Raw genomic sequence first — 21,503 nt, forward strand, 5'->3', positions numbered from 1 at the left:
GAACTACAAAGATATTAGTTTCGCTAGGAATAGCAGCTGAAAACACGTGTTTTACATAGTGAGCAGTTAAAATCGAAAACCAACCCCAGCCTTAAAAACATTCATGGTATTCCACTTTGTTTCGTGCTGATAACTGTTTGGGTCATCAGCGTTGATCAACCACCTTTGACGATGATTTAAATAGTCGTATTGTACTTTTACAAAAAATCTATCGGTAAGGTCGTAAGACAATCCTAAATTGGCATTAAAGGCTCCCCAGCTATCGGTTTCATTATAGCCAACTTCTGCCTGCTTGTGGTCAATATCGTCATAAAGATAGGAGTAGCCAACCCCCGCGCTGGGTTTTAACTTTGCCAAGCCAGGAATACTAAATTCCGCAAAAACGGTTGGCTGAACAAGTATCCGTTTCCATTTATAGTCTAGTTCTATATTGGAATCGTAAATATAGTTTTCACGATCACTAAATAGAGCGGTACCAAGACCAGCACCCAATTGCACAATACCTAAATCTACAAAGCGATATTTAACCCCTACGTCAAGAACACCGTTCAGCTGATCTTCATCTGTAATAGGATAATTTGCCTCAATGCTCCATTTCTTATCTTGGGCGAAAAGGCTAAACGTAACTAAGAACAAGGCGCAAAAAAGTAGTTTTGAATTCATCTAAAATGTTTTAAGGTTGAAATTGTTTTCGACCAAATTAGACGAATTACCGTGTAGGAAAACACAACAACTTGTTAATAGTTCGTCAAGAACTTGCTAAATTTTTAAGGACTCTCTTAAAAGTCTTAAAGGGCTTCTTTACAGGTCAAAACCCAAACTAACCCCTAACTTTTTGGCAATCAACTTGTTGATTCTCGCTTTCACTTCAGGTATACGCACACTTTCCAACACATTATTGGCAAAGGCATACATTAACAAAGCTCGAGCTTCTTTTTGAGGTATTCCCCTAGACTGTAGATAGAATAGTGCATCCTCATCCAATTGACCAATGGTACAACCATGGGAACATTTTACATCGTCCGCAAAAATCTCCAGCTGAGGCTTTGTATTAATGGTTGCTTTATCACTTACCAAAATGTTGTTGTTCTGCTGAAAGGCATTGGTTTTTTGGGCAATCTTATCCACTATAATCTTACCATTGAAAACTCCGGTGGCATTCTCTCCGTAAATTCCCTTGTAATCTTGGTGGCTTTCACAGTTAGGTTCAATGTGATGAACTAGGGTGTGGTGATCTACATGCTGTTTGTTACCAAGGATAGTAACTCCCTTCATGGTAGATTCTATATGCTCCCCATTCTGATAGAAGTTTAGGTTGTTCCTAATCAATTTACCACCAAAAGAGAACGTATGTACGCTTACATTACTTTTTCCTTTTTGGTCGATATAGGTGTTATCTATCAAAGAGGCATTTTCAGAATCGTTCTGAATTTTATAATAATCGACAATAGCACTATCCGCGGCAAAAATTTCCGTTACGCTATTTGTCAATACTTCGTTGGAGGTAAGGCTTTGATGACGCTCAATTACCTGCAGCTCTGAATTTTCTTCGGCAATGATCAGGTTTCTGGGTTGCAACATCAAAGATGCCTCATTTCCGGTAGCAAAATGAATAATTTCTACCGGTTTTTTAGGCATTTTATTTTTGGGTATATAAATATAGGCCCCTTCCCTACAAAACGCGGTGTTCAAGGTAGTAAGCGACTCGTCTTTAGAAGCCACTTTGTTAAAATATACGTCAACCACCGGTTTGTACATGGGCTTGGTAAGAGCGGAGCTCATCAAACAAATATCAACGCCGTCATGGGTAGTTTCTGAAAGATAGGAACTGTAAATACCGTCTATAAATACAATTTTATAGGTATCTACCTCATGTAAAAAGTACTTTTTTACCTGCTTGTATTCCAAAGCGTTCTCTTCCTTTGGAAAGATGCTAAAATCGACTTTTTGAAGGTTCTTAAGGCTGGTATACTTCCAGGCCTCCTCCTTTTTAGTAGGAAACCCCTTCATTTCAAAATTCTTCATCGCCTCTGTACGAACATCGTGCACCGGGTGCTCGATATCCACATTACTCTCAAAAGCCATGAAAGACGATATCAACTTATCCTTTAAATCCATACTGTTCTTTTTGCAATAAACGATTGACGTGTTCGTAACACCTGCCAATGGGATTATACTACCGCTTCGTTTTTAATCCAATCGTACCCTTTTTCCTCCAATTCCAGTGCTAACTCCTTTCCTCCGGATTTTACGATTTTACCGTTGTGTAATACATGTACAAAATCCGGCACGATATATTCCAACAATCGCTGATAATGTGTAATAACTATTACCGCGTTGTCCTTACTTTTAAGCTTGTTGACACCGTTGGCGACAATTCGCAAGGCATCGATATCCAAACCAGAATCGGTCTCATCCAAAATAGCCAATTTTGGTTCCAACATAGCCATTTGAAAGATTTCATTACGCTTCTTTTCACCTCCCGAAAACCCCTCGTTTAAAGAACGGGAAAGGAATTTACGGTCAATATCCAATAACTCACTTTTCTCTCGAATCATTTTCAACATCTCGTTGGCCGGCATTTCTTCCATACCACGAGCTTTTCTTGATTCGTTGATGGCTGTTTTGATAAAGTTGGTTACGGATACTCCGGGGATTTCAACCGGGTATTGAAAAGAAAGAAACACCCCTTTATGGGCGCGTTCCTCCGGGGCAACTTCGTCCAGATCCTCACCGTCCAACTCCACTGAACCTTGGGTAACCTCAAACTCTTCCTTACCGGCAATAACCGCGGACAATGTACTTTTACCGGATCCGTTAGGGCCCATAATAGCGTGAACCTCACCTGCCTTTACCTCAAGGTTAATTCCCTTTAATATTTCTTTATCGTCTATACTTGCGTGTAAGTCTTTTATTTTAAGCATATCTTTATCTTAACTTCTTCATGCGGGCTTCTAGATTACCGCACCCATTTAATTTTTATCCTACGGAACCTTCTAGGCTTATTTCCAATAATTTTTGAGCTTCTACGGCAAATTCCATTGGTAATTTGTTTAATACTTCCTTACTAAAGCCATTGACGATAAGTGCTATGGCCTTTTCCGTGTCAATACCTCTCTGGTTACAGTAGAAAATTTGGTCTTCCCCAATTTTACTTGTGGTGGCCTCATGTTCTATTTGAGCCGATTTATTTTTTGCCTCTATATAAGGGAAGGTATGTGCACCACATTCATTACCCATTAAAAGGGAGTCGCATTGTGAAAAATTACGAGCGTTTTCTGCCCGGCTGTTCACCTGAACCAATCCACGATAACTATTTTGCGATTTACCTGCGGAAATACCTTTTGAGATAATGGTACTACGGGTATTTTTTCCCAAATGCACCATTTTAGTTCCCGTATCTGCCTGTTGAAAATTATTGGTTACAGCAATGGAATAGAACTCCCCAATAGAGTTATCTCCTTTAAGCACACAGGATGGATATTTCCATGTAACCGCGGAACCTGTTTCTACCTGGGTCCAAGAAATCTTGGCGTTTTTCTCGCATAGACCTCTTTTGGTCACAAAATTGAAAACTCCACCTTTACCCTCTTTATCCCCAGGGAACCAGTTCTGTACCGTTGAGTATTTTATTTCGGCATCATCAAGCGCAATCAGCTCCACCACTGCTGCGTGCAATTGGTTTTCATCCCTAGAAGGCGCGGTACACCCTTCTAAATAACTCACGTAGCTTCCCTCGTCCGCGATAACCAGCGTCCGCTCAAACTGACCGGTACCGGCTTGATTGATCCTGAAATAAGTTGAAAGTTCCATGGGACACCTTACACCTTTTGGTATATAACAGAACGACCCGTCTGAAAATACGGCTGAATTCAACGCTGCGTAAAAATTATCGCGCTGGGGCACCACGGTACCGATATACTTCTTGACCAATTCCGGATGTTCTTGGATAGCTTCGGAAATAGAACAAAAAATAATTCCTTTTTCGGCCAAGGTCTTTTTGAAAGTAGTAGCTACGGATACCGAATCCATTACGATATCAACCGCTACACCGGCCAATTTCTTTTGTTCATCTACCGAAATACCTAGTTTCTTAAAGGTTTCCAATAATTCCGGATCTACCTCATCCAAACTGTTGTATTTAGGCTTCTTATTTGGTGCCGAATAGTAAGAAATTGCTTGAAAATCCGGCTTTTTGTAGTGAACGTTCGCCCAATCGGGCTCTTCCATTTCCTTCCAATGTTTGAAGGCCTCCAAACGCCAAGCGGTCATCCAATCCGGTTCTTCCTTCTTTTTGGAAATCGCTATGATAATTTCCTCGTTAAGACCAACGGGAAGGGTATCAGATTCTATATCAGTATAAAATCCGTATTCATACTCCTTGGTCTCGAGTTCTTTTTTTAACTCTTCCTCAGTATATGCCATAGTGTTGTTTTAGAGTGAAAAACTTTCCCCGCAGCCGCAGGTACGTTGTGCATTAGGGTTATTGAAAACAAACCCCTTTCCGTTTAGCCCACCGGAATATTCCAAAGTGGTACCTACTAAATAGAGAAAGCTCTTTTTGTCTACAATGATGCGCACATCGTTATCTTCAAAAACCTTATCGGTCTCGTTTACCTGCTTATCAAAATCAAGCTCGTAAGAAAGTCCGCTACAGCCTCCACTTTTCACACCAACGCGCACGTAGTCCGTGGTGGCGTCAAATCCTCCTTCAGACATAAGGTCTTTCACCTTTTTTCTAGCCGACTCAGATACCTGTATCATCGCATGTTTCTTTTAACTAAATAGTCCACAAATATACGTCATTAGTAGGGTTTAACCATAAGAACTAACATTATTATAACGAATCTATCCATAGTTGAATTCTATCGCACTAATACATCCCAAAACAAGGTAATCCCCTATTACATTAATCCCTACCTTTGATTAGAATTCGTATTCTTTTTCAATCTTTAATAGCCAAACTCGATTCTTTTATTTTATGGGTTTAGAGGACATCAACGCTTTTTATTATGCCAAAAATTTTGGAAGGAATGCACTACCCAGCCCCTATTTTAGGTGGTACTTTAAAAAATTGCTGGAATATAAAAAAACTATTGACCCATATATTCTTCAAAGAAGGGTAGATTACTATCTAAAGGGAAACAAGGATTTTCAAATTCCGGAAGCGGCCGTGGCGGTAAAGGACTTTAAAAAAACGAAGGGAACCGGTTATTATTTGGATTTAAAGGAGTTCTTACATTACTTTAAGCCCCATGTGAAATTTGCCTATCATTTTGGTGACGAGTTGCACATAAATCCTTATCCTACGCTTTTTAAGGCACGTATGCTAGGGGTTGAAAACGAAAATTCCGTTCTTTTTAAACTTAATAAGCGGAGACATTTTAAGTGGGTAAAAGATGCTATTCCTTTTGAAAAAAAGAACAAAAAGGCAGTGTGGCGCGGCAGGGCCCACCAAAAGCAACGCAGGGATTTTGTGGAGAAATTTTGGAACAACCCCCTCTTTGATGTGGGACTAATCACTCCTAAACAAAATGACCTTCCATTTCATAAGGGTTTTATGGACATTCCGTCCCAATTAGACCATCAGTTTATTGCTTGCATTGAAGGCTATGATGTGGCTACCAATCTCAAATGGGCCATGAGCTCCAATTCCCTTTGCATTATGCCAAAACCTACTTGTGAAACTTGGTTTATGGAAGGTACTTTAAGAGCCGGAATTCACTATGTGGAGGTGAAAGATGATTTTTCGGATATGGAAGAAAAAATAACTTACTTTTCTGAAAATGTAGAAGAGTCCAAAGAGATTATCAAGAACGCCCACCAACATATTGCCCAGTTCAAGGACAGAAAACTTGAAGACCTACTGTGCTTTTTAGTGCTTGAAAAATACGCCCAACTTTCGGGCCAAGAAGACTATCTGCGTTTTAAATCCTAATTCTATGGTGTAAAATCGGGGTTGGCAATAAATTGCTGATCGGAAAGGGTCAGTAAAAATGCGATTAAATCCTGCTTATCATTTTCCGTGAGCTGAACACCTCCTTGAGCTACTTTTTTCATCAATGGGTCAATTGTCTCCGAAGGTTGAAGCCCTTCGCTATAAAAATCTATTACTTCCTTCAACGTTTCAAATCTTCCATCATGCATGTAAGGTGCTGTAAAGGCCAGATTTCTAAGGGAAGGTGTTTTAAATTTACCATTATCGGCGGGATCACCTGAAACTTTACCTAATCCTACATCTACAAAGGCACTATCCAAACCATTGTTATGGAAAATATTATCGGTCCATAAGGGGTTGTTTGGATTGCCATGGCAATGAAAGCAGTCTCCCCTAGTTTCATCTAAAAAAACGGCCAGACCGTTTTCCTCCTCTTGGGTCAATTCTATTTCTCCCCTTAGACTTTGATCAAACTTGGAATTGGAAGAAATCAAGGTACGCTCAAATTGTGCAATGGCACGAGAAACCTTTATACTGTCTATTCCTTCTTCACCAAACGCTTTCTGAAACAATACCGGATATTCTTTAGACGCCGCCAAATCGTTCACAACCCTTTCCCAAGTGTTGCCCATCTCCTTAATGTCCGTAACCGGATGAAAGACTTGACGCTCCAAACCAAAGGCCGAACCATCCCAAAAAAAACGCTCGTCATAGTTCCAAGCAAGATTGAACAACGGCATGGAATTACGCGTTCCCTTTGCCCCTGCTACTCCCTCACTAAAAGTTTCTTTATCCGTAAAGGCGTTTATGGGCATATGACAATCTGCACAGGATATGGATTGGTCAACCGAAAGCAAGGGGTCAAAGAATAGCTTTTTTCCCAAAGCTATCCCCTCCTTTGTAAGTGGGTTGTTTGGCGGGATAACCGGGTCCAAAATGGCGTTGCTAAAAAACTCTGGAATATCCAAAGATACAGGAGTTGGCTCATATACCACATATTCTTCTTCAGGCTCCACCTGGTCCTTAGAGCAAGCCAATGCAGCCAAAACTCCTATGTAGCAAATTATCCTTTTCAAAAAAATAGTATTATACCGTTCAATCCTCAACTAATGAGAATACATTCTGGCCGTTATGGAACATCATCACCTGGGCATCAAAATTTGGCATCATCATGGAGTGTAATTCGTTTAAATTCCATTGAACCGGATTTTTAAACCATTCAGAAACATCCATGGATAGCTTCAGTTCTTCTTGCCCCCTTATAGTAACAGGCCCAAGATTGACTGTAAAAAACGTATCCTGAAATACGGGTTCATCCCCAGAATTATCCACCGCTTTTATAGCATGGTATTGATATCCTGTTTCCACCTGACTTTCATTGATAAACTTACCTTCCAATTGCATAAAATGATAACCGCCACCCAACATTTCGGGCACGTTCCACAGAGCAGTGTTCAAATCTGGATAAATACCCGAAAGATTATCTTCATTGTCAAATCCAAAAGTGAAAGAAATATTATTATAGGTATCGGGAGGAATACTATCGGATATTTCAATAACCAATGTTTCCTCCTTGGTTATATCTACCAGATAATAATCCTTCAATTCAACAATAGTTCCATCTTGCTTTTCGAGAGTGACATCACTAATCAAATACCGAAGCCGTTCTATACTCATTTTTTCCCCATTTGCATTTTCATACTTAATGGTATTTAAATCTGTCATGGCAATTGTTTCACCGTCCCAACTATGTTGCATTTTAAGGGATACTGAAACGTTGGCCTCTTCATCTATTAAATCTTCATCATTACTGCAACCAAACATCAACAAACAGCCCAATGTGCAGTATAAAATAAATTTTCTCATCTCTGAATTATTAATCTATAACCTCCTCCCTTATAGTGATTAAGAGGGCGTCCGTAAATCCTTTATTAACATCAATATCGCCGTCATTGCTGGCGGACTCCCCCACTACCACAACATTTCCATTCTGTAATTGCGTAACATCATAAGCAACATCTATTTGGGAACCTCCTATACTTTCTTGCCATACCACATCACCAACATCATCAATTTGAATTATCCATGCATCGTTTTGTCCTTTGTTCGCTTGCAAATCCCCATCGGCACTTCTGGAACTTCCGGTAATTAGAAATCCTTCTTCATTAGTCTTTGAAACACTCCTGGCCGCATCAAAACCACTACCACCATAGGTGCGTTCCCATATCAAATCACCTTCCAAAGTAATTTGTACGGCCCAAACATCTGCGGCCCCTTTATTGCTAGTCACCTGTTGATCGCTGCTACGGGTATCGCCTACAATCAAATAGTTACCGTCCTTAGCTGCCACTATCGCATGCGGCTCGTCTATTTCACTACCTCCGTAATTTTTCTCCCAAATTAATTCGCCGATTTCAGAAATACGAACCACCCAAAAATCATAGGTACCTCTATTGGATGAAATATCCACATCAAAACTATCGGATGAACCGGCTATTAAAAAACCACCCTCTTCCAATTCTATGACTGCATTGGCGGTATCCGTAAAAGTTCCACCATAATAATTACTCCATTGCAATTCTCCCAGCGCATCCAATTTTACGGCCCAATAATCACCTCCTGCATGATTTTTTGCGGTACTGATCCCCTGCCCTTCAGAAGCGGTAACATCCAACACTCCCACTAACATATAACCACCGTCCTGAGTTTCTATAACAGAAATACCTTCATCCCTACCTTTAAATCCATAGGATTTCTGCCACTGCAAGTTGCCATCAGCATCTGTTTTTAAAAGCCAATAGTCTAAAGAACCAGCATTTGAACTAGCGTCCCCATCCGCACTTTCACTAAATCCCAATAATAAGAATCCCCCGTCTTTGGATTGTATAATTTCGTTTCCCCGATCATTTAGACTACCTCCATAGGATTTTTGCCACTGTAACTCACTAAGGGAATTGAACTTTAGCAACCAATAATCAAAATCTGTGGTTTCCTTGTTATCTATATCACCATCATTACTTTGCACATAACCCAAAACCGCAAACCCTCCATCTTGGGTGCCTACAATTGATTTTAAATTCTCATTTAAACTACCCCCGTAAGAATCCACATTCACCGTACGCTGAGTGGTGGGTTCCGGTTCGGGCTTTGGCAGTGGATTTGAGTTCGACCCAGTAGCATTTCCTTCATCTGACGAACAGGAAGCCAAGAGCATAAGGATGAAAATTAGGAATCCAATCAAGCCGAACGTACCTTGGCAGATTCTTGAAAAGAGGTCATTATATCGGAAAAGAACTTTATTAGGCATCAATCACTTTTAGCAACAACGAACAACCCCGAATTTATATCACTGATCAAAATTTTGTTGCTTTCGAAATAAGGGTATGTACTCCAGACCCCATTGAAGCTAGCAGAATTATTGGTTGGATAGGTATCAAAGAAACCTGTTTCTACCATGGATTCTTCTCCAATACCCGATATATCCAAAACCCGTAATCCCGCGGTATAATTTGCAAGAAAAAAGCTGTCTCCTTTCACATAACCGTTGTGGTCAATAGCGTCTGTGGGACCGGTATAACTAGTGTGCAACACGGGATTATCCAAATCCAATAAATCAAAAACCAAGGTTCTGGTAGGAAACCCAAAAGTTTGTTCATCCAGTTCATCTCCAAGTATGAAGTAACGCTGATCTTCAGTAAACCAGCCTTGATGGGTATACCTGGTGTTGGAATATTGAATGGTGCTAATTTCAAAAGGAGTGTTTTTATCCGTAAAATCTGCTATGACCACTTCATCCTCATTTGCTCCTATGAAAATTTCCTTGCCAATATAATCGGAATCTGGCCCTTGATAGGTGACCACTTGTGCATCATGACAATATCCACTTTCACTGTAACCACCGGAACCAATAGGGTTTTTGGGATCAGATACATCAATAAAATGGGCACCGCCCAAATAGATATCATTACGGGCCGTACCCACTGGATAGGCAAAGCCACTGTCTTCATTGATTACAATATTGTGGGCATTGCCAAAACCGGTGTACCGTGCATCGGATTCAAATACTACAGGAGGGTTGTTAACTTCCCTCAATTTGGTAAGGTCAAATACCTGCATCCCATGTGCGGTTGCTTCCGAAACTATAAACGCATGGTTTGCATACACTTTTATATCCCTCCATGTACTAGATTCCGTAGCCGTGGGCAATTTGCCCAAATAAAGGAGATTGTCCGCATCTGAAACATCAACAAAGGCCGTTCCGTTATCAAGCCCCATTATTGCATATTCCTTGCCGGTTTCAGAATCGGTCCAACCCCAGACATCATTACCAAAAGAGGCATCAAATACCTCCATCGAAACTTTACCCAATAAATCATAGCCGTTACAGGGATATATACCGGCCATACCATTCTCGCAGGGTGCGAAACCTTCCTCTTGCTGATTTGGAGTAGGTACTTCCCCATCCATCATTTCGTCAGGGAACACACCATCTATAGTATCATTGCTGGAACAACCTGTTTGGAAAACCAGAGAAAAGACCAAAAGAAAAAGTGCAGCTATTCTTTTCATGCCATCTTAATTTTTAATAAAGATATTACTTAGCCCAAAACAATCTATAAAATTATAACCAATTGTAGTCCAATGGATACCCACAATAATTATTCCTAAAACTACAATTGGTTTGTACAATATAAATTAACTGTACTTTTGTGGCATGCTAGAAGATAAAGAACAAAAGAGAACTTCCTTGGATAATCTTGGGGAGTTTGGACTTATAGAACACTTGACGGAAAATTTTAACCTAAGCCATTCTTCTTCCAAAGTAGGTATTGGCGATGATGCCGCTGTTTTGGACTACACGGATGAAAAAACCGTCCTAACTACCGACATGTTGGTGGAGGGTGTTCATTTTGATTTGAGCTATATGCCCTTAAAGCATTTGGGTTATAAGGCCGTAATGGTAAATCTTTCCGATGTTTACGCCATGAACGCCATGGCCACCCAAATAACCGTTTCCATAGCTGTGAGCAACCGTTTTCCTTTGGAAGCCTTGGAAGAGCTTTATTCCGGTATCGACTTGGCCTGTAAGCTTTACAATGTAGATTTAGTGGGAGGGGATACTACTTCCTCAACAAAAGGCATGCTCATAAGCGTTACCGCTCTAGGTCAAGTCCAAGACCACAAAATCGCCTACCGATCGGGTGCAAAGCCCAATGACCTTTTGGTAGTAAGCGGTGATTTAGGAGGAGCCTATCTTGGACTACAAGTTTTAGAGCGGGAAAAGGAAGTCTTTAAGGTAAATCCCAATAATCAGCCAGACCTTTCCCCTTACACCTATATAGTAGAAAGACAGTTAAAACCTGAGGCTAGAAAAGATGTGGTCGAGTTATTGGAAAAGCTAGAGGTTCAACCTACTTCTATGATCGATATAAGCGATGGACTTTCTTCTGAGATCTTACATTTGAGTAAAAGTAGCAAGGTTGGTTGCAATCTTTTTGAGGATAAAATTCCCTTAGATCCTACGGTAATTTCTGCCTGTGAGGAATTTAAAATGGACAGTACTATGGTAGCTCTCAGCGGGGGTGAAGACTACGAATTGCTATTCACCATTGACCAAAAAGATTTTGAAAAAATTAAGGGCAACCCGCATTTAACGGTTATTGGTCATATGACCGAAGAAAAGGAAGGCAATCATTTAATTACAAGGGCGAACACTAAAATTCCTATTAGCGCTCAGGGATGGAATTCTTTTAAGGAAGAATAAACCAAAAGGTACTAAATAAAAAAATTCCCGAAAAGGCAAGCCTAACATACTGTTGTGGGGCGAACGACAGTGGAGAACGAGGTTGCTACTATTTTTCGGGAATAAGTTAAAATCCTGAAACCCTAGAGCTCAGGATTTGGGTGCCAAAGCATAGTTAACGCTGAATCAAGTTCAGGTTAGGCTGCATGTTTTGCTGCCCTATGTCTCTTCTGGAATATATTTTCCAATGTTTTATTGATATCTTGAAGCTCCGGGGTTAGATTGGACAAATTGCCACTTACATCTGTTGTTACCTCTTTTCCACAATGAATGCATTTATATTCTTTAATGTGCAATGTCACTTCTTTTGAAACCGCGTAGTGGTGCCCAAATAGGCTGCAAAAAATTTTTTTCATGGTTGTAGGTTTAAAAACGCATCAGTGGTCTTTGGGGTAACCGCTTGGTGCTTTTGGTCAAAAATTTGGTCGATATACAAAGTGGTTTAAAACACTTTCTATCAACAACGGCCTCACTTCTTTTTTTATTGGATATATTATTTAAGTTTCATCACATTTTCGATGAACTACACAAATAACAGGGATTCGGAAAGGTTTTTCCGACAAAACGTATGCTTCGCCCATGAAATTAAACTCAGATATTTATCATCAACATTCCATAGTATATTTGCTTCATTATACTATATGATGGAACTTAAAATTTCAACCAAGGAAACGCTTGTAACTGCCTTTGCCTTATTTTCCCTATTTTTTGGAGCGGGCAACCTCATTTTGCCCCCACTTCTTGGGTTTAACTCGGGAAGTGCCTGGTGGTTAGTTACCATAGGTTTCTGTGTGTCGGCAGTATTGGTACCAATGCTTGGTATTTTGGCACATGCCAAATTACAAGGCACCATATTCGACTTTGGCAAGAAAGTATCGTCATCATTTAGCTTGGCCTACTCATTTTTGATTTACGCTATTTCCGTTAGTCTACCTTCGCCAAGAACAGCCTCGGTAACACATGAAATGGCCATTGCCCCCATTTTCAACACCCCATCTTGGGTAACAAGTGTGATTTATTTTTCGTTGGTATTTATTTTTGTGATCAATAGGTCCAAACTATTGAATATTCTAGGTAAGGCCCTCACTCCTGCCATCATCATAATCCTACTGGGAATCATTGGTATTGCCTCCTTTGGTCTAGAGTTTAATTTTGGTGATGTTGCTTTGGGAAGTCCGTTTTCAGAAGGTATTTTGGAGGGATATCAAACTTTTGACGCTATTGGAGCGGTAGTAGTGGGTGCTGTTGTAATTATTTCCGTTAGCCTACAGAAGAAAGATGCCCCTTATGAAGAAAAGAAACTCCTCATCAGGAGGGCAGGTTTTTTGGCAGGCTTGGGTCTTTTCCTATTATACGCGGGTCTCATTTTTACTGGTGCCATCATGCATGGTTCATTTGAATCTTCGGTTACTCGGACAGCGCTGTTAAATGGCATAAGTTTAAAGACCTTGGGAAGCTTTGGTCAACTATCTTTAAGCATTTTAGTGAGTTTGGCCTGTTTTACTACTGCAGTTGGAATTGTTACCGGTACATCGGATTTTCTTCAATCAAGGTTTACGGATTCAACATTCGTTTATAAAGTAACAGCATTTTTTGGATGCGTCTTAGGAGTTTTAATGGGGCAATTTAATGTGGCCTATATTATTGCCGTTGCCTTACCGGCGCTCATGTTCATATACCCCATTACCATTGTTCTGATATTACTGAATGTTGTGCCGGACAGGTATGCGTCCCCCATAGTATTTAGGGCCGTGGTAATAACCACTATACTTTTTAGTATACCGGATTTCCTTGGAAGTTTAGGCTTAAAAGAATCTTTGATCAGCTTACAAGGTTACATTCCATTAAGTACCTATAGTTTGGGATGGGTGTTACCCGCAGTAGTGGTTTTTCTATTAAGTAATTTTTTGAGCAATCTACCTAAAAGTTAATTAAGGCTGTCCGTCCCTTTCTTCTTAGAATAATAGTAGAATAGGTAGGCCACAACCAGCAAAACCAAAAAAGGTAAGTAAGTTCCAATAACCACTCCAATTTCATAGGAACTGTCAGGTGCTTCTTCCATCTTTTTTTGTATTTCCGAAACATCTTGAAGAGCCAACATACAAAGGAAATTAAATATCTATTTCGAGGCTAATTGGGCAATGATCGCTTCCCAAGACCTGATCATGGATTTCAGCCGATTTTACCTTGGGCCAAAGATTTTCGCTCACCAAAAAATAATCGATCCGCCAGCCCACGTTTCGGGAACGGGCACCACCACGCATACTCCAAAAAGTATATTTATCGAACGTATCCGGATGAAGGGTTCTAAAACTATCTACCAGATTCAGGGTTTTCAGCATATACTCAAATCCGTCAATTTCCACTTGGGTAAATCCCGAAGTCTTATTGTAATTACTTTTTGGATTTGCCAGGTCATTTGCGGTATGGGCCACATTAAAATCGCCCGTTACTATAATGGGTTTCTTTTTTTGAAGCTCTAAAAGATACTGGGTAAAGTCCTTATCCCATATAGCTCTGTAATCCAATCTTTTAAGCCCATTACCACTATTAGGTACATACACGTTGACTAAATAGAAAGAGTCATATTCTGCGCAACAAACCCTACCTTCCAAATCGTGCTCCTCTACACCTATATTAGGCTGAACCATAAGTGGCGGTTGTTTGGAAAGAATACCAGTACCGGAATAACCCTTTCTTTCAGCACTATTGCTGTAAAGCTCATACTCCGTTACTGCCTTTAAAGCTTCGGACACCTGATCGTCCTGTGCTTTAGTCTCCTGAATACAGAAAATATCCGCATCAAAATTGGAAACTACCTCCTCAAAACCTTTCTTTACGGAAGCCCTTATGCCATTTACGTTCCAAGAAACTATCTTCATTATAGTTGATTTTGTTTCAAAAACTATTTGTTCATTAATTCTTCAATCTCCTCTACCTCTATAGGAATATTGGCCATAAGATTAAAAGGTTCTCCGTTTTCTTTAATAACTACGTCATCTTCTAAACGAACTCCCATTTTTTCTTCAGGAATATAGATTCCTGGTTCTACGGTAAATACCATATTGGCCGCCATTGGCAATTTGAGTTCCCCGTAATCATGGGTGTTAAGACCAATATGATGGCTCGTGCCATGCATAAAGTACTTTTTATAGGCAGGCCAGTTTTTATCCTCATTTTGAACATCGGCTTTGTCCAAAAGACCAAGACCCAATAATTCTGAAGTCATTAATTTACCACATTCTACGTGGTATTCTGCCCAAACGGTACCCGGCACCAACATTTTGGTTGCCTCGTTCTTTACTCTTAAAACAGCTTCATATACCTGCTTTTGTCTAGGGGTAAATCTACCGTTTACCGGAATAGTCCTTGTAAGGTCGCTGGAATAGTTGGCATATTCGGCCGCTGTGTCCATCAAAATCATTTGACCGTCAAGACAACGTTTGTTATTTTCCAAGTAGTGCAAGACATTGGCATTATTCCCGGCAGCAATTATGGGCGGATACGCAAATCCTTTGGAACGGTTGCGCACGAACTGATGCAATAGTTCTGCTTCTATCTCATATTCCCAAACCCCGGGTTCTACAAATTCCAGCACTCTCCTAAACCCTTTTTCGGTAATATTACAGGCCGTCTGCATCAACTCTATTTCCTCAGGCTCCTTTATACCGCGAATTTTTTGGAGTATTGGATTGCTTTTTGCTACCTGATGGGCCGGAAACTTTTGTTTGCATTCCAAGATAAAACGATCTTCCCTAGTTTGGGTTTCAACTGCTTGCCTATAGTGTTCATTGGTATTGAAGTAAATAGTTTCCGCCTCTGTCATCAAATCAAAGAAAACCTTTTCAAAATCCTGAAGCCAATAAACCGTTTCAATTCCTGAAACTTCGGTAGCTTTCTCCTTAGTCAATTTTTCTCCTTCCCAAACAGCTATATGCGGATTGGTCTCTCTCACAAACAGAATTTCCCTATGTTTTTTATTCATCGCATCAGGAAAAAGCAGCAAACGGGTTTCCTCCTGATCGGCTCCTGAGAGATAGAACAAATCCCTATGTTGCTCAAAGGGCATAACGCTATCTGCCCCAATAGGATAAATATCATTGGAATTAAAAACCGCAATACTTTTTGGCTTCATTTGGGCCATGAATTTGCTACGGTTTTTGATGAACAAGGAATTGCTTATTTGTTCGTATTTCATAGAGATTTTTATTTTGATTTAATACAGTAGAAAGAATCTTTCAAAAGGGAATTTCATAACTAATAACAGCTTGTTTCTTTCTTCCTATTCACTTTTTTCAAAAGTAGTGATTTAAGAAAAGAACAAAGAACATCGTTAGCTTAATTTACATTGTGACGAGTAACAAAAAAGCATAAAAAAAGAGGCCTATTTCTAGGCCTCTCCCTCAATTAAAGTTGGTTATGTTATTCTTCTAGTTTGAGGTAGTTTTTCTTAGTTAGGCCTAAATTAACAAAATATTAAGTTGTTGTACAAAGCCCTTCCGTTTATTTTTAAGCTTTGAAGGAGTTAGATGTAAGCCATCTATTCCTAAATTTCTGATAGACTGAATCTTATGAAGACCTTACTTCAATTGCTGTTTTTTGCTTCTATTCTAGCCGCTCAGGCACAGCCATTTCCTACTAGCTCAAACCATCTAAAAAAATCGGTGGAAGCCAAATTAGAGATGGAAGAACAGAGCTTGCTCAAAAATATTCCCTTAAAGAATATTGGTCCTAGTATTATGAGCGGAAGGGTAGTAGATCTAGATGTAAACCCCAAAGACCCAACCGAATTTCTAGTGGCCTACGCTTCTGGGGGACTATGGCATACCCAAAACAACGGCACTTCCTTTACCCCTCTAATGGATAAAACTCCCACACAAAACATGGGTGATATAGCGGTACACTGGCCTAGCAAAACTATTTGGGTCGGGACAGGTGAAAATAATGCTTCTAGATCATCTTACGCAGGTATAGGAATTTTAAAGTCCTCGGATTTTGGCCGCACCTGGCACCATGTAGGTTTAGAGGACTCCCACCATATTGGACATATTTTGATCAACCCAGAAAACGAGAACGAGGTCATTGTTGGTGTAACAGGCCATTTATATTCCAGCAATGAGCAACGTGGCATTTATAAGACCAGCGATGGTGGAAAAACATGGCAGCAGACCTTATTCATTAATAAGGATACCGGAATTATTGACTTGGCATCCACCCCAAACAATTTTAATGTCATTTATGCGGCCGCTTGGGAAAAGGACAGAAAGGCATGGGATTTTTTGGGCAATGGGCCCCATTCTGGAATCTATAAAAGTACTGATGGCGGTCAAAATTGGAAAAAGCTTTCCGTTGAAGGAAGCGGTTTTCCTACTGGTGACCAGGTGGGTAGAATTGGTCTAGCGGTTTACGACCAACATACCATATATACCCTTTTGGACAATCAAGGACATAGGGAAAAAGTAACGGAGAAGGATTCCAATAACGGTTTGGCTCCTAGCGATTTTGAGCAAATGGGTGTGGAAGAATTTTTGAAGCTGGATGACAAAAAGTTGAATTCCTTTCTAAAAAAGAATGGCTTTCAAGAAAAATATAGAGCTGAAAATGTAAAGCAAATGATTCGCAGCGGTGTTTCCCAACCCGCGGATATTACCAAATACTTGGAAAACGCAAATTCCATGCTTTTTGATACTCCTGTGATTGGTGCTGAGGTATACAAAAGTATAGATGGCGGACTTACATGGGAAAAACAGAACCAAGACTACATAGACGATTTTTATTATAGCTATGGTTATTACTTTGGGGAAATAAGAGTAGATAGCAGCGACAGTGACAAGATTTACATAGGCGGCGTGCCACTGCTTAAATCCTCCGATGGCGGTGCTACATTTGTATCTATAAGTAAGGAAAACGTTCACGCCGATCATCAGGCCCTATGGGTCAACCCAAATAAACCGGGGCATTTGATCAATGGAAATGATGGTGGTGTTAATATTTCGTACGATGATGGTGAACACTGGATCAAGAACAATTCTCCCAAGGTAGGCCAATTTTATGCTATCAATGTGGACAATCAGCAACCATATCTCGTCTATGGAGGCTTACAGGACAATGGTGTATGGGCAGGGCCCTATAATTCCAAGGAAGATGTAGAATGGCATCAAATGGGCGAATATCCTTGGAAATCACTGATGGGTGGGGATGGAATGCAGATTGAAATTGACAAAAGAAATTCAAATATTCTCTATACCGGCTATCAATTTGGCAATTACTATCGAATCAATAGAGCAGATAACTCTAGAAAATATATACAGCCAAAACATGAATTGGGCGAAGCCCCTTATCGCTTTAATTGGCAAACCCCTATTTTACTTTCGGAACACAATCAAGATATTCTCTACTTAGGTAGCAATAAACTACATAGGTCCATGAACCAAGGAGATGATTGGGAGGCCATATCAATGGATTTAACACAAGGAGGTAAAAGGGGCAATGTAGCGTATGGCACCCTGACAACGATTTCAGAATCTCCTTTACAATTTGGTTTGTTATATACCGGAAGTGATGATGGATTAGTGCACATTAGTAAAGATGGCGGACATCATTGGGAACTAATATCAACTACTTTTCCCAAGAATTTATGGGTTAGCAGGATTGTTGCATCCAAACACAAAAAGGAAAGGGTTTACCTGGCCTTGAACGGCTATCGCTGGGATGACTTTACCACCTACCTATTTAAAAGTGATGATTATGGCCAGAATTGGACGGATATTTCGGCAACTATTCCCAGTTCACCAATTAATGCATTCGTAGAGGATCCAGAGAATGAACACCTGCTTTTTGTAGGTACCGATAACGGACTTTATGCCTCTTTAGATCAAGGATCATCTTGGGAAGCCTTAAAAAAGGGGTTACCATCAGTGGCCATTCACGATCTGGTCATTCAATCTAAGGAAAAGCATCTTTTGGTGGGTACCCATGGACGAAGCATCTATTTGGCCGATATAAAACATCTACAAAAACTTACCAGAGAAGTTCTTGAGAAGGAGTTGTTTATTTTTGATTTGGACACCCTAAAACACTCCGATAAGTGGGGCACTGCATCCGGAACATGGCAAAGGGCCAACACACCTGGCCTTGACATCTCTTTTTATTCAAAACAAGATTGCAAAATTATAGTTACCGTAAAAAACGAACAGAATACAACTGTTAGCTCAACGGAAGTGCATGCCGATAAAGGGTTGAATATCCTCTCCTATGATTTAGCCTTTTCTGAAAAAGGAAAAGCCGACCATCAAAAGAAAACAAAGCAGGCCTTAGAGGCGAGCGAAGATGGCAAAACCTACTTGCCCAAAGGCGGTTATACAGTACACCTTTCCCATCAAAAACAGAAGGCAGAAGCAACTTTTGAGATCAAATAGCACTGGCCAGAAATAAAAAAAGCCCTTTTGCAAGGGCCATTTTCTGTTAAGTAGGTACAAGGTTAATTTGGTTCCGATTTGGGTCGGATAATCTTTTGTAGGTTCTAGTTTTAAATTTGGGGTTAAAACTAATTAGGTTAAGTTCAAAGTGCGATTTGGGATTGCTCTATCACTTAAATACAATGTAAAACTAAGGCAAGAATCTGGGTTGTCTAAAAATTTGTTGTGAAGTAGGCCATCTCTGTTGTGAAAAAGGGGTATGGTTTTTTTCTTCGATGAACGGCATCCTTTTTTAACGAAGTTGAAAATATTGAGCAAAAAAAATCCCGGCGGGGAGCCGGGATTTTTAAGATTTGGAATGTTCCAATTAGGCATGTTGTTCTTCATGCTTACCTTCCTTAATTTCCTCAATCAACTTATCGTTAAAAGCAGGTAAATCGTTCGGGTTTCTACTGGTTACAAATCCTTGGTCTACCACTACTTCTTGGTCTACCCAATTAGCACCAGCATTTATTAAATCGTCCTTAATAGAATTGAACGATGTTAGCTTTCTTCCTTTTACCACATCTGCACTGATCAAAATTTGTGGTGCGTGGCAAATAGCTGCTACCGGCTTTTCTTGCTTAAAAAAGTCTCTTACGAATACTAAAGCGTCTTCGTTTCTTCTTAGTAAATCCGGATTGATTACACCACCTGGTAACATCAAGGCATTATAATCGGTCGCACTAACCTGATCTAACGTTTTATCAACTTTGTAGGAGTTTGACCAGTTACCATCGGCCCATCCTTTAATCTCTCCTGCTTCCAGACTTACGATTTCTACGTTAAATCCTTCTTTTTCCATCGCTTCTTTTGGCGATTTTAGTTCACTTTCTTCAAATCCATTTGTAGCTAAAATTGCTATCCTCTTCATTTGTATATTGTTTTATATGATTAATAATTTATTACATCACAAATATACCCCGCTAAGGCTGTATAGATCAACGGTAAACAAGAGGATCTTTGCTCTATTGCTGCAACTGTAAATGCACCAATACTTCTTTTAGGCACCGATCCAGTTCTTTTTTTATTTCGGTCTCCCAAAACCTAAAAACTTTATAACCTTGTCTATTTAATTCTTCATTTACCTCAGCATCCCTTTGCATGTTCCTTTCAATTTTAGCAATCCAAAATTCCCGATTGGTCTTTATCTTGGGTTTACGCTCGTCCCAATTGAACCCGTGCCAATATTCCCCATCAATAAAGATGACGGTTTTGTATTTTTTTAAGGCGATGTCCGGCTTTCCGATCAGTTTTTTATAGTCTACCCGGTATCGATAGCCCGCAGCATAAAGCGCCCTCCTAAAAGCAAGTTCGGGCTTGGTATTCTTACCTCGTATCTTACTCATTATTTTGGAGCGCTTGGGTGTCGTATAAAAACCGGACTCCTCATTGAAGCGAGGCACCTTTATTCGTTCTTCAGGATATTTCTTTGACATAGTTCAAAATAAAAAAATCCCGCATTCCATTGATTGAAATACGGGACTGATTTTATCCTGTTAACTAAAGAAATTGATTCAAGAGAATCAACCCTTGGTTTGCTATCCTTTTATGCTTGCCGTTAGATACTCACGGTTCATACGTGCAATGGTTTCCAAGGAAATGCCTTTTGGACATTCTACCTCGCATGCCCCAGTGTTGGTACAGTTACCAAAACCTTCCAAATCCATTTGCTTCACCATATTCTGAACCCTTTCCGTGGCCTCTACCTGTCCTTGAGGCAATAGGGCATATTGGGAAACCTTGGCTCCAACAAATAACATGGCTGAAGCGTTTTTACAGGTAGCCACACATGCACCACATCCAATACAAGTAGCGGCATCCATTGCTTTATCCGCAGCTTCCTTCGCAATTGGCAATGCGTTCGCGTCTTGTGTGTTTCCGGAAGTGTTCACGGAAATGTATCCCCCCGCATGTTGTATACGATCAAAGGAGGATCTGTCTACCACCAAATCTTTCATCACAGGAAAGGCTTTGGCTCTAAACGGTTCTATGGTAATGGTATCTCCATCCTTGAACATACGCATGTGCAATTGGCAAGTGGTCACGCCCCTATCAGGGCCGTGCGCCTCACCGTTAATGAACATGGAACACATACCACAGATACCTTCGCGACAGTCGTGATCGAAAGCTACCGGGTCTTCTCCTTTGTTTATAAGCTGTTCATTTAAAACATCCATCATTTCCAAGAAAGACATGTGCTCAGAAATATCGGATACTTTATAATCAACCATTTTACCCTTACTTTTTGAGTCTTTTTGCCTCCAAATTTTAAGTGTAAGATTCATGTTGCTCATATCCTTAA

At 40.2% G+C, this 21,503-nt stretch carries 20 protein-coding genes; 4 read left to right on the forward strand and 16 right to left on the reverse strand.

Annotation, left to right across the window (positions count from 1 at the left end; genetic code table 11):
• Positions 1–66 precede the first annotated feature (66 nt).
• The 5 genes from BIZ36_RS03040 to BIZ36_RS03060 form a co-directional block, all read right to left on the reverse strand.
• Positions 67–663 carry an outer membrane protein gene (locus tag BIZ36_RS03040; protein ID WP_187456395.1) on the reverse strand — a complete coding sequence of 199 codons (597 nt, stop codon included), beginning with the start codon at positions 661–663 and terminating at the stop codon, positions 67–69.
• Positions 664–801: 138 nt separating this feature from the next.
• Entirely contained in the window at positions 802–2,118 is a 1,317-nt protein-coding gene (gene sufD / locus BIZ36_RS03045; RefSeq protein WP_187456396.1) for a Fe-S cluster assembly protein SufD, read from the reverse strand.
• 53 nt (positions 2,119–2,171) lie between these two features.
• On the reverse strand, positions 2,172–2,924 hold the full coding sequence (sufC, locus tag BIZ36_RS03050; protein WP_187456397.1) for a Fe-S cluster assembly ATPase SufC: 753 nt from the start codon (positions 2,922–2,924) through the stop codon (positions 2,172–2,174).
• Between the two features lie 55 nt (positions 2,925–2,979).
• Positions 2,980–4,425 carry a Fe-S cluster assembly protein SufB gene (gene sufB, locus BIZ36_RS03055; protein ID WP_187456398.1) on the reverse strand — a complete coding sequence of 482 codons (1,446 nt, stop codon included), beginning with the start codon at positions 4,423–4,425 and terminating at the stop codon, positions 2,980–2,982.
• A 9-nt stretch (positions 4,426–4,434) separates the two neighbouring features.
• Positions 4,435–4,764 carry a HesB/IscA family protein gene (locus tag BIZ36_RS03060; protein WP_187456399.1) on the reverse strand — a complete coding sequence of 110 codons (330 nt, stop codon included), beginning with the start codon at positions 4,762–4,764 and terminating at the stop codon, positions 4,435–4,437.
• 217 nt (positions 4,765–4,981) lie between these two features.
• On the opposite strand from BIZ36_RS03060, the gene BIZ36_RS03065 reads away from it, so the two are divergent.
• The gene (locus BIZ36_RS03065) at positions 4,982–5,938 is read left to right on the forward strand and encodes a glycosyl transferase family 90 (RefSeq protein ID WP_222937188.1); all 957 of its coding nucleotides are present in this window, start codon (positions 4,982–4,984) and stop codon (positions 5,936–5,938) included.
• Between the two features lie 2 nt (positions 5,939–5,940).
• Here BIZ36_RS03065 and BIZ36_RS03070 read toward each other — a convergent pair whose 3' ends face one another.
• The 4 genes from BIZ36_RS03070 to BIZ36_RS03085 are packed head-to-tail and all read right to left on the reverse strand — an operon-like array spanning position 5,941 to position 10,507.
• Positions 5,941–7,014, reverse strand: a complete 1,074-nt coding sequence (locus BIZ36_RS03070; RefSeq protein ID WP_222937189.1) for a cytochrome-c peroxidase — start codon at positions 7,012–7,014, stop codon at positions 5,941–5,943.
• A 19-nt stretch (positions 7,015–7,033) separates the two neighbouring features.
• Positions 7,034–7,804 carry an MbnP family protein gene (locus BIZ36_RS03075; RefSeq protein WP_187456400.1) on the reverse strand — a complete coding sequence of 257 codons (771 nt, stop codon included), beginning with the start codon at positions 7,802–7,804 and terminating at the stop codon, positions 7,034–7,036.
• 10 nt (positions 7,805–7,814) lie between these two features.
• Positions 7,815–9,245 (reverse strand): hypothetical protein, encoded by a 1,431-nt coding sequence (locus BIZ36_RS03080; protein ID WP_222937191.1) that lies wholly within the window; start codon positions 9,243–9,245, stop codon positions 7,815–7,817.
• Entirely contained in the window at positions 9,245–10,507 is a 1,263-nt protein-coding gene (locus tag BIZ36_RS03085) for a choice-of-anchor B family protein (RefSeq protein ID WP_187456401.1), read from the reverse strand. The genes BIZ36_RS03080 and BIZ36_RS03085 overlap by 1 nt, the downstream gene beginning before the upstream one ends.
• A gap of 145 nt (positions 10,508–10,652) precedes the next feature.
• Here BIZ36_RS03085 and thiL point away from each other — a divergent pair, with 145 nt between their 5' ends.
• Positions 10,653–11,702, forward strand: a complete 1,050-nt coding sequence (thiL, locus tag BIZ36_RS03090) for a thiamine-phosphate kinase (protein WP_187456402.1) — start codon at positions 10,653–10,655, stop codon at positions 11,700–11,702.
• Between the two features lie 176 nt (positions 11,703–11,878).
• Here thiL and BIZ36_RS03095 read toward each other — a convergent pair whose 3' ends face one another.
• Complete coding sequence (locus tag BIZ36_RS03095; protein ID WP_187456403.1) at positions 11,879–12,097, reverse strand: DUF1660 family phage protein; 219 nt, start codon at positions 12,095–12,097, stop codon at positions 11,879–11,881.
• Between the two features lie 285 nt (positions 12,098–12,382).
• Between BIZ36_RS03095 and BIZ36_RS03100 the strand changes: the two genes are divergently transcribed.
• The gene (locus tag BIZ36_RS03100; RefSeq protein WP_222937193.1) at positions 12,383–13,672 is read left to right on the forward strand and encodes a branched-chain amino acid transport system II carrier protein; all 1,290 of its coding nucleotides are present in this window, start codon (positions 12,383–12,385) and stop codon (positions 13,670–13,672) included.
• On the opposite strand, the gene BIZ36_RS03105 is transcribed toward BIZ36_RS03100, so the two are convergent.
• From BIZ36_RS03105 to BIZ36_RS03115, 3 genes are read right to left on the reverse strand one after another with little or no spacing between them, the layout of a single operon-like run.
• A complete protein-coding gene (locus tag BIZ36_RS03105) occupies positions 13,669–13,842 on the reverse strand; it encodes a hypothetical protein (protein ID WP_187456404.1) in 174 nt (57 codons plus the stop codon). The two genes, BIZ36_RS03100 and BIZ36_RS03105, sit on opposite strands and share 4 nt — an antisense overlap.
• A gap of 10 nt (positions 13,843–13,852) precedes the next feature.
• Positions 13,853–14,623 (reverse strand): exodeoxyribonuclease III, encoded by a 771-nt coding sequence (locus BIZ36_RS03110; RefSeq protein ID WP_187456405.1) that lies wholly within the window; start codon positions 14,621–14,623, stop codon positions 13,853–13,855.
• Positions 14,624–14,646: 23 nt separating this feature from the next.
• Positions 14,647–15,939, reverse strand: coding sequence for an aminopeptidase P family protein (locus tag BIZ36_RS03115; RefSeq protein WP_187456406.1), 1,293 nt, complete (start codon positions 15,937–15,939; stop codon positions 14,647–14,649).
• Positions 15,940–16,312: 373 nt separating this feature from the next.
• Here BIZ36_RS03115 and BIZ36_RS03120 point away from each other — a divergent pair, with 373 nt between their 5' ends.
• Positions 16,313–19,159, forward strand: coding sequence for a WD40/YVTN/BNR-like repeat-containing protein (locus BIZ36_RS03120; RefSeq protein ID WP_187456407.1), 2,847 nt, complete (start codon positions 16,313–16,315; stop codon positions 19,157–19,159).
• A 367-nt stretch (positions 19,160–19,526) separates the two neighbouring features.
• Here BIZ36_RS03120 and BIZ36_RS03125 read toward each other — a convergent pair whose 3' ends face one another.
• From BIZ36_RS03125 to BIZ36_RS03135, 3 genes are all read right to left on the reverse strand, one after another.
• Positions 19,527–20,072 (reverse strand): type 1 glutamine amidotransferase domain-containing protein, encoded by a 546-nt coding sequence (locus BIZ36_RS03125; RefSeq protein WP_187456408.1) that lies wholly within the window; start codon positions 20,070–20,072, stop codon positions 19,527–19,529.
• Between the two features lie 94 nt (positions 20,073–20,166).
• Entirely contained in the window at positions 20,167–20,637 is a 471-nt protein-coding gene (locus tag BIZ36_RS03130) for a very short patch repair endonuclease (RefSeq protein WP_187456409.1), read from the reverse strand.
• 102 nt (positions 20,638–20,739) lie between these two features.
• Positions 20,740–21,486, reverse strand: coding sequence for a succinate dehydrogenase/fumarate reductase iron-sulfur subunit (locus BIZ36_RS03135; protein ID WP_222937213.1), 747 nt, complete (start codon positions 21,484–21,486; stop codon positions 20,740–20,742).
• Positions 21,487–21,503 lie beyond the last annotated feature (17 nt).

The sequence above is a fragment of the Cytophaga sp. FL35 genome (assembly GCF_014349235.1).
In the GTDB taxonomy this organism is placed as follows: domain Bacteria; phylum Bacteroidota; class Bacteroidia; order Flavobacteriales; family Flavobacteriaceae; genus Euzebyella.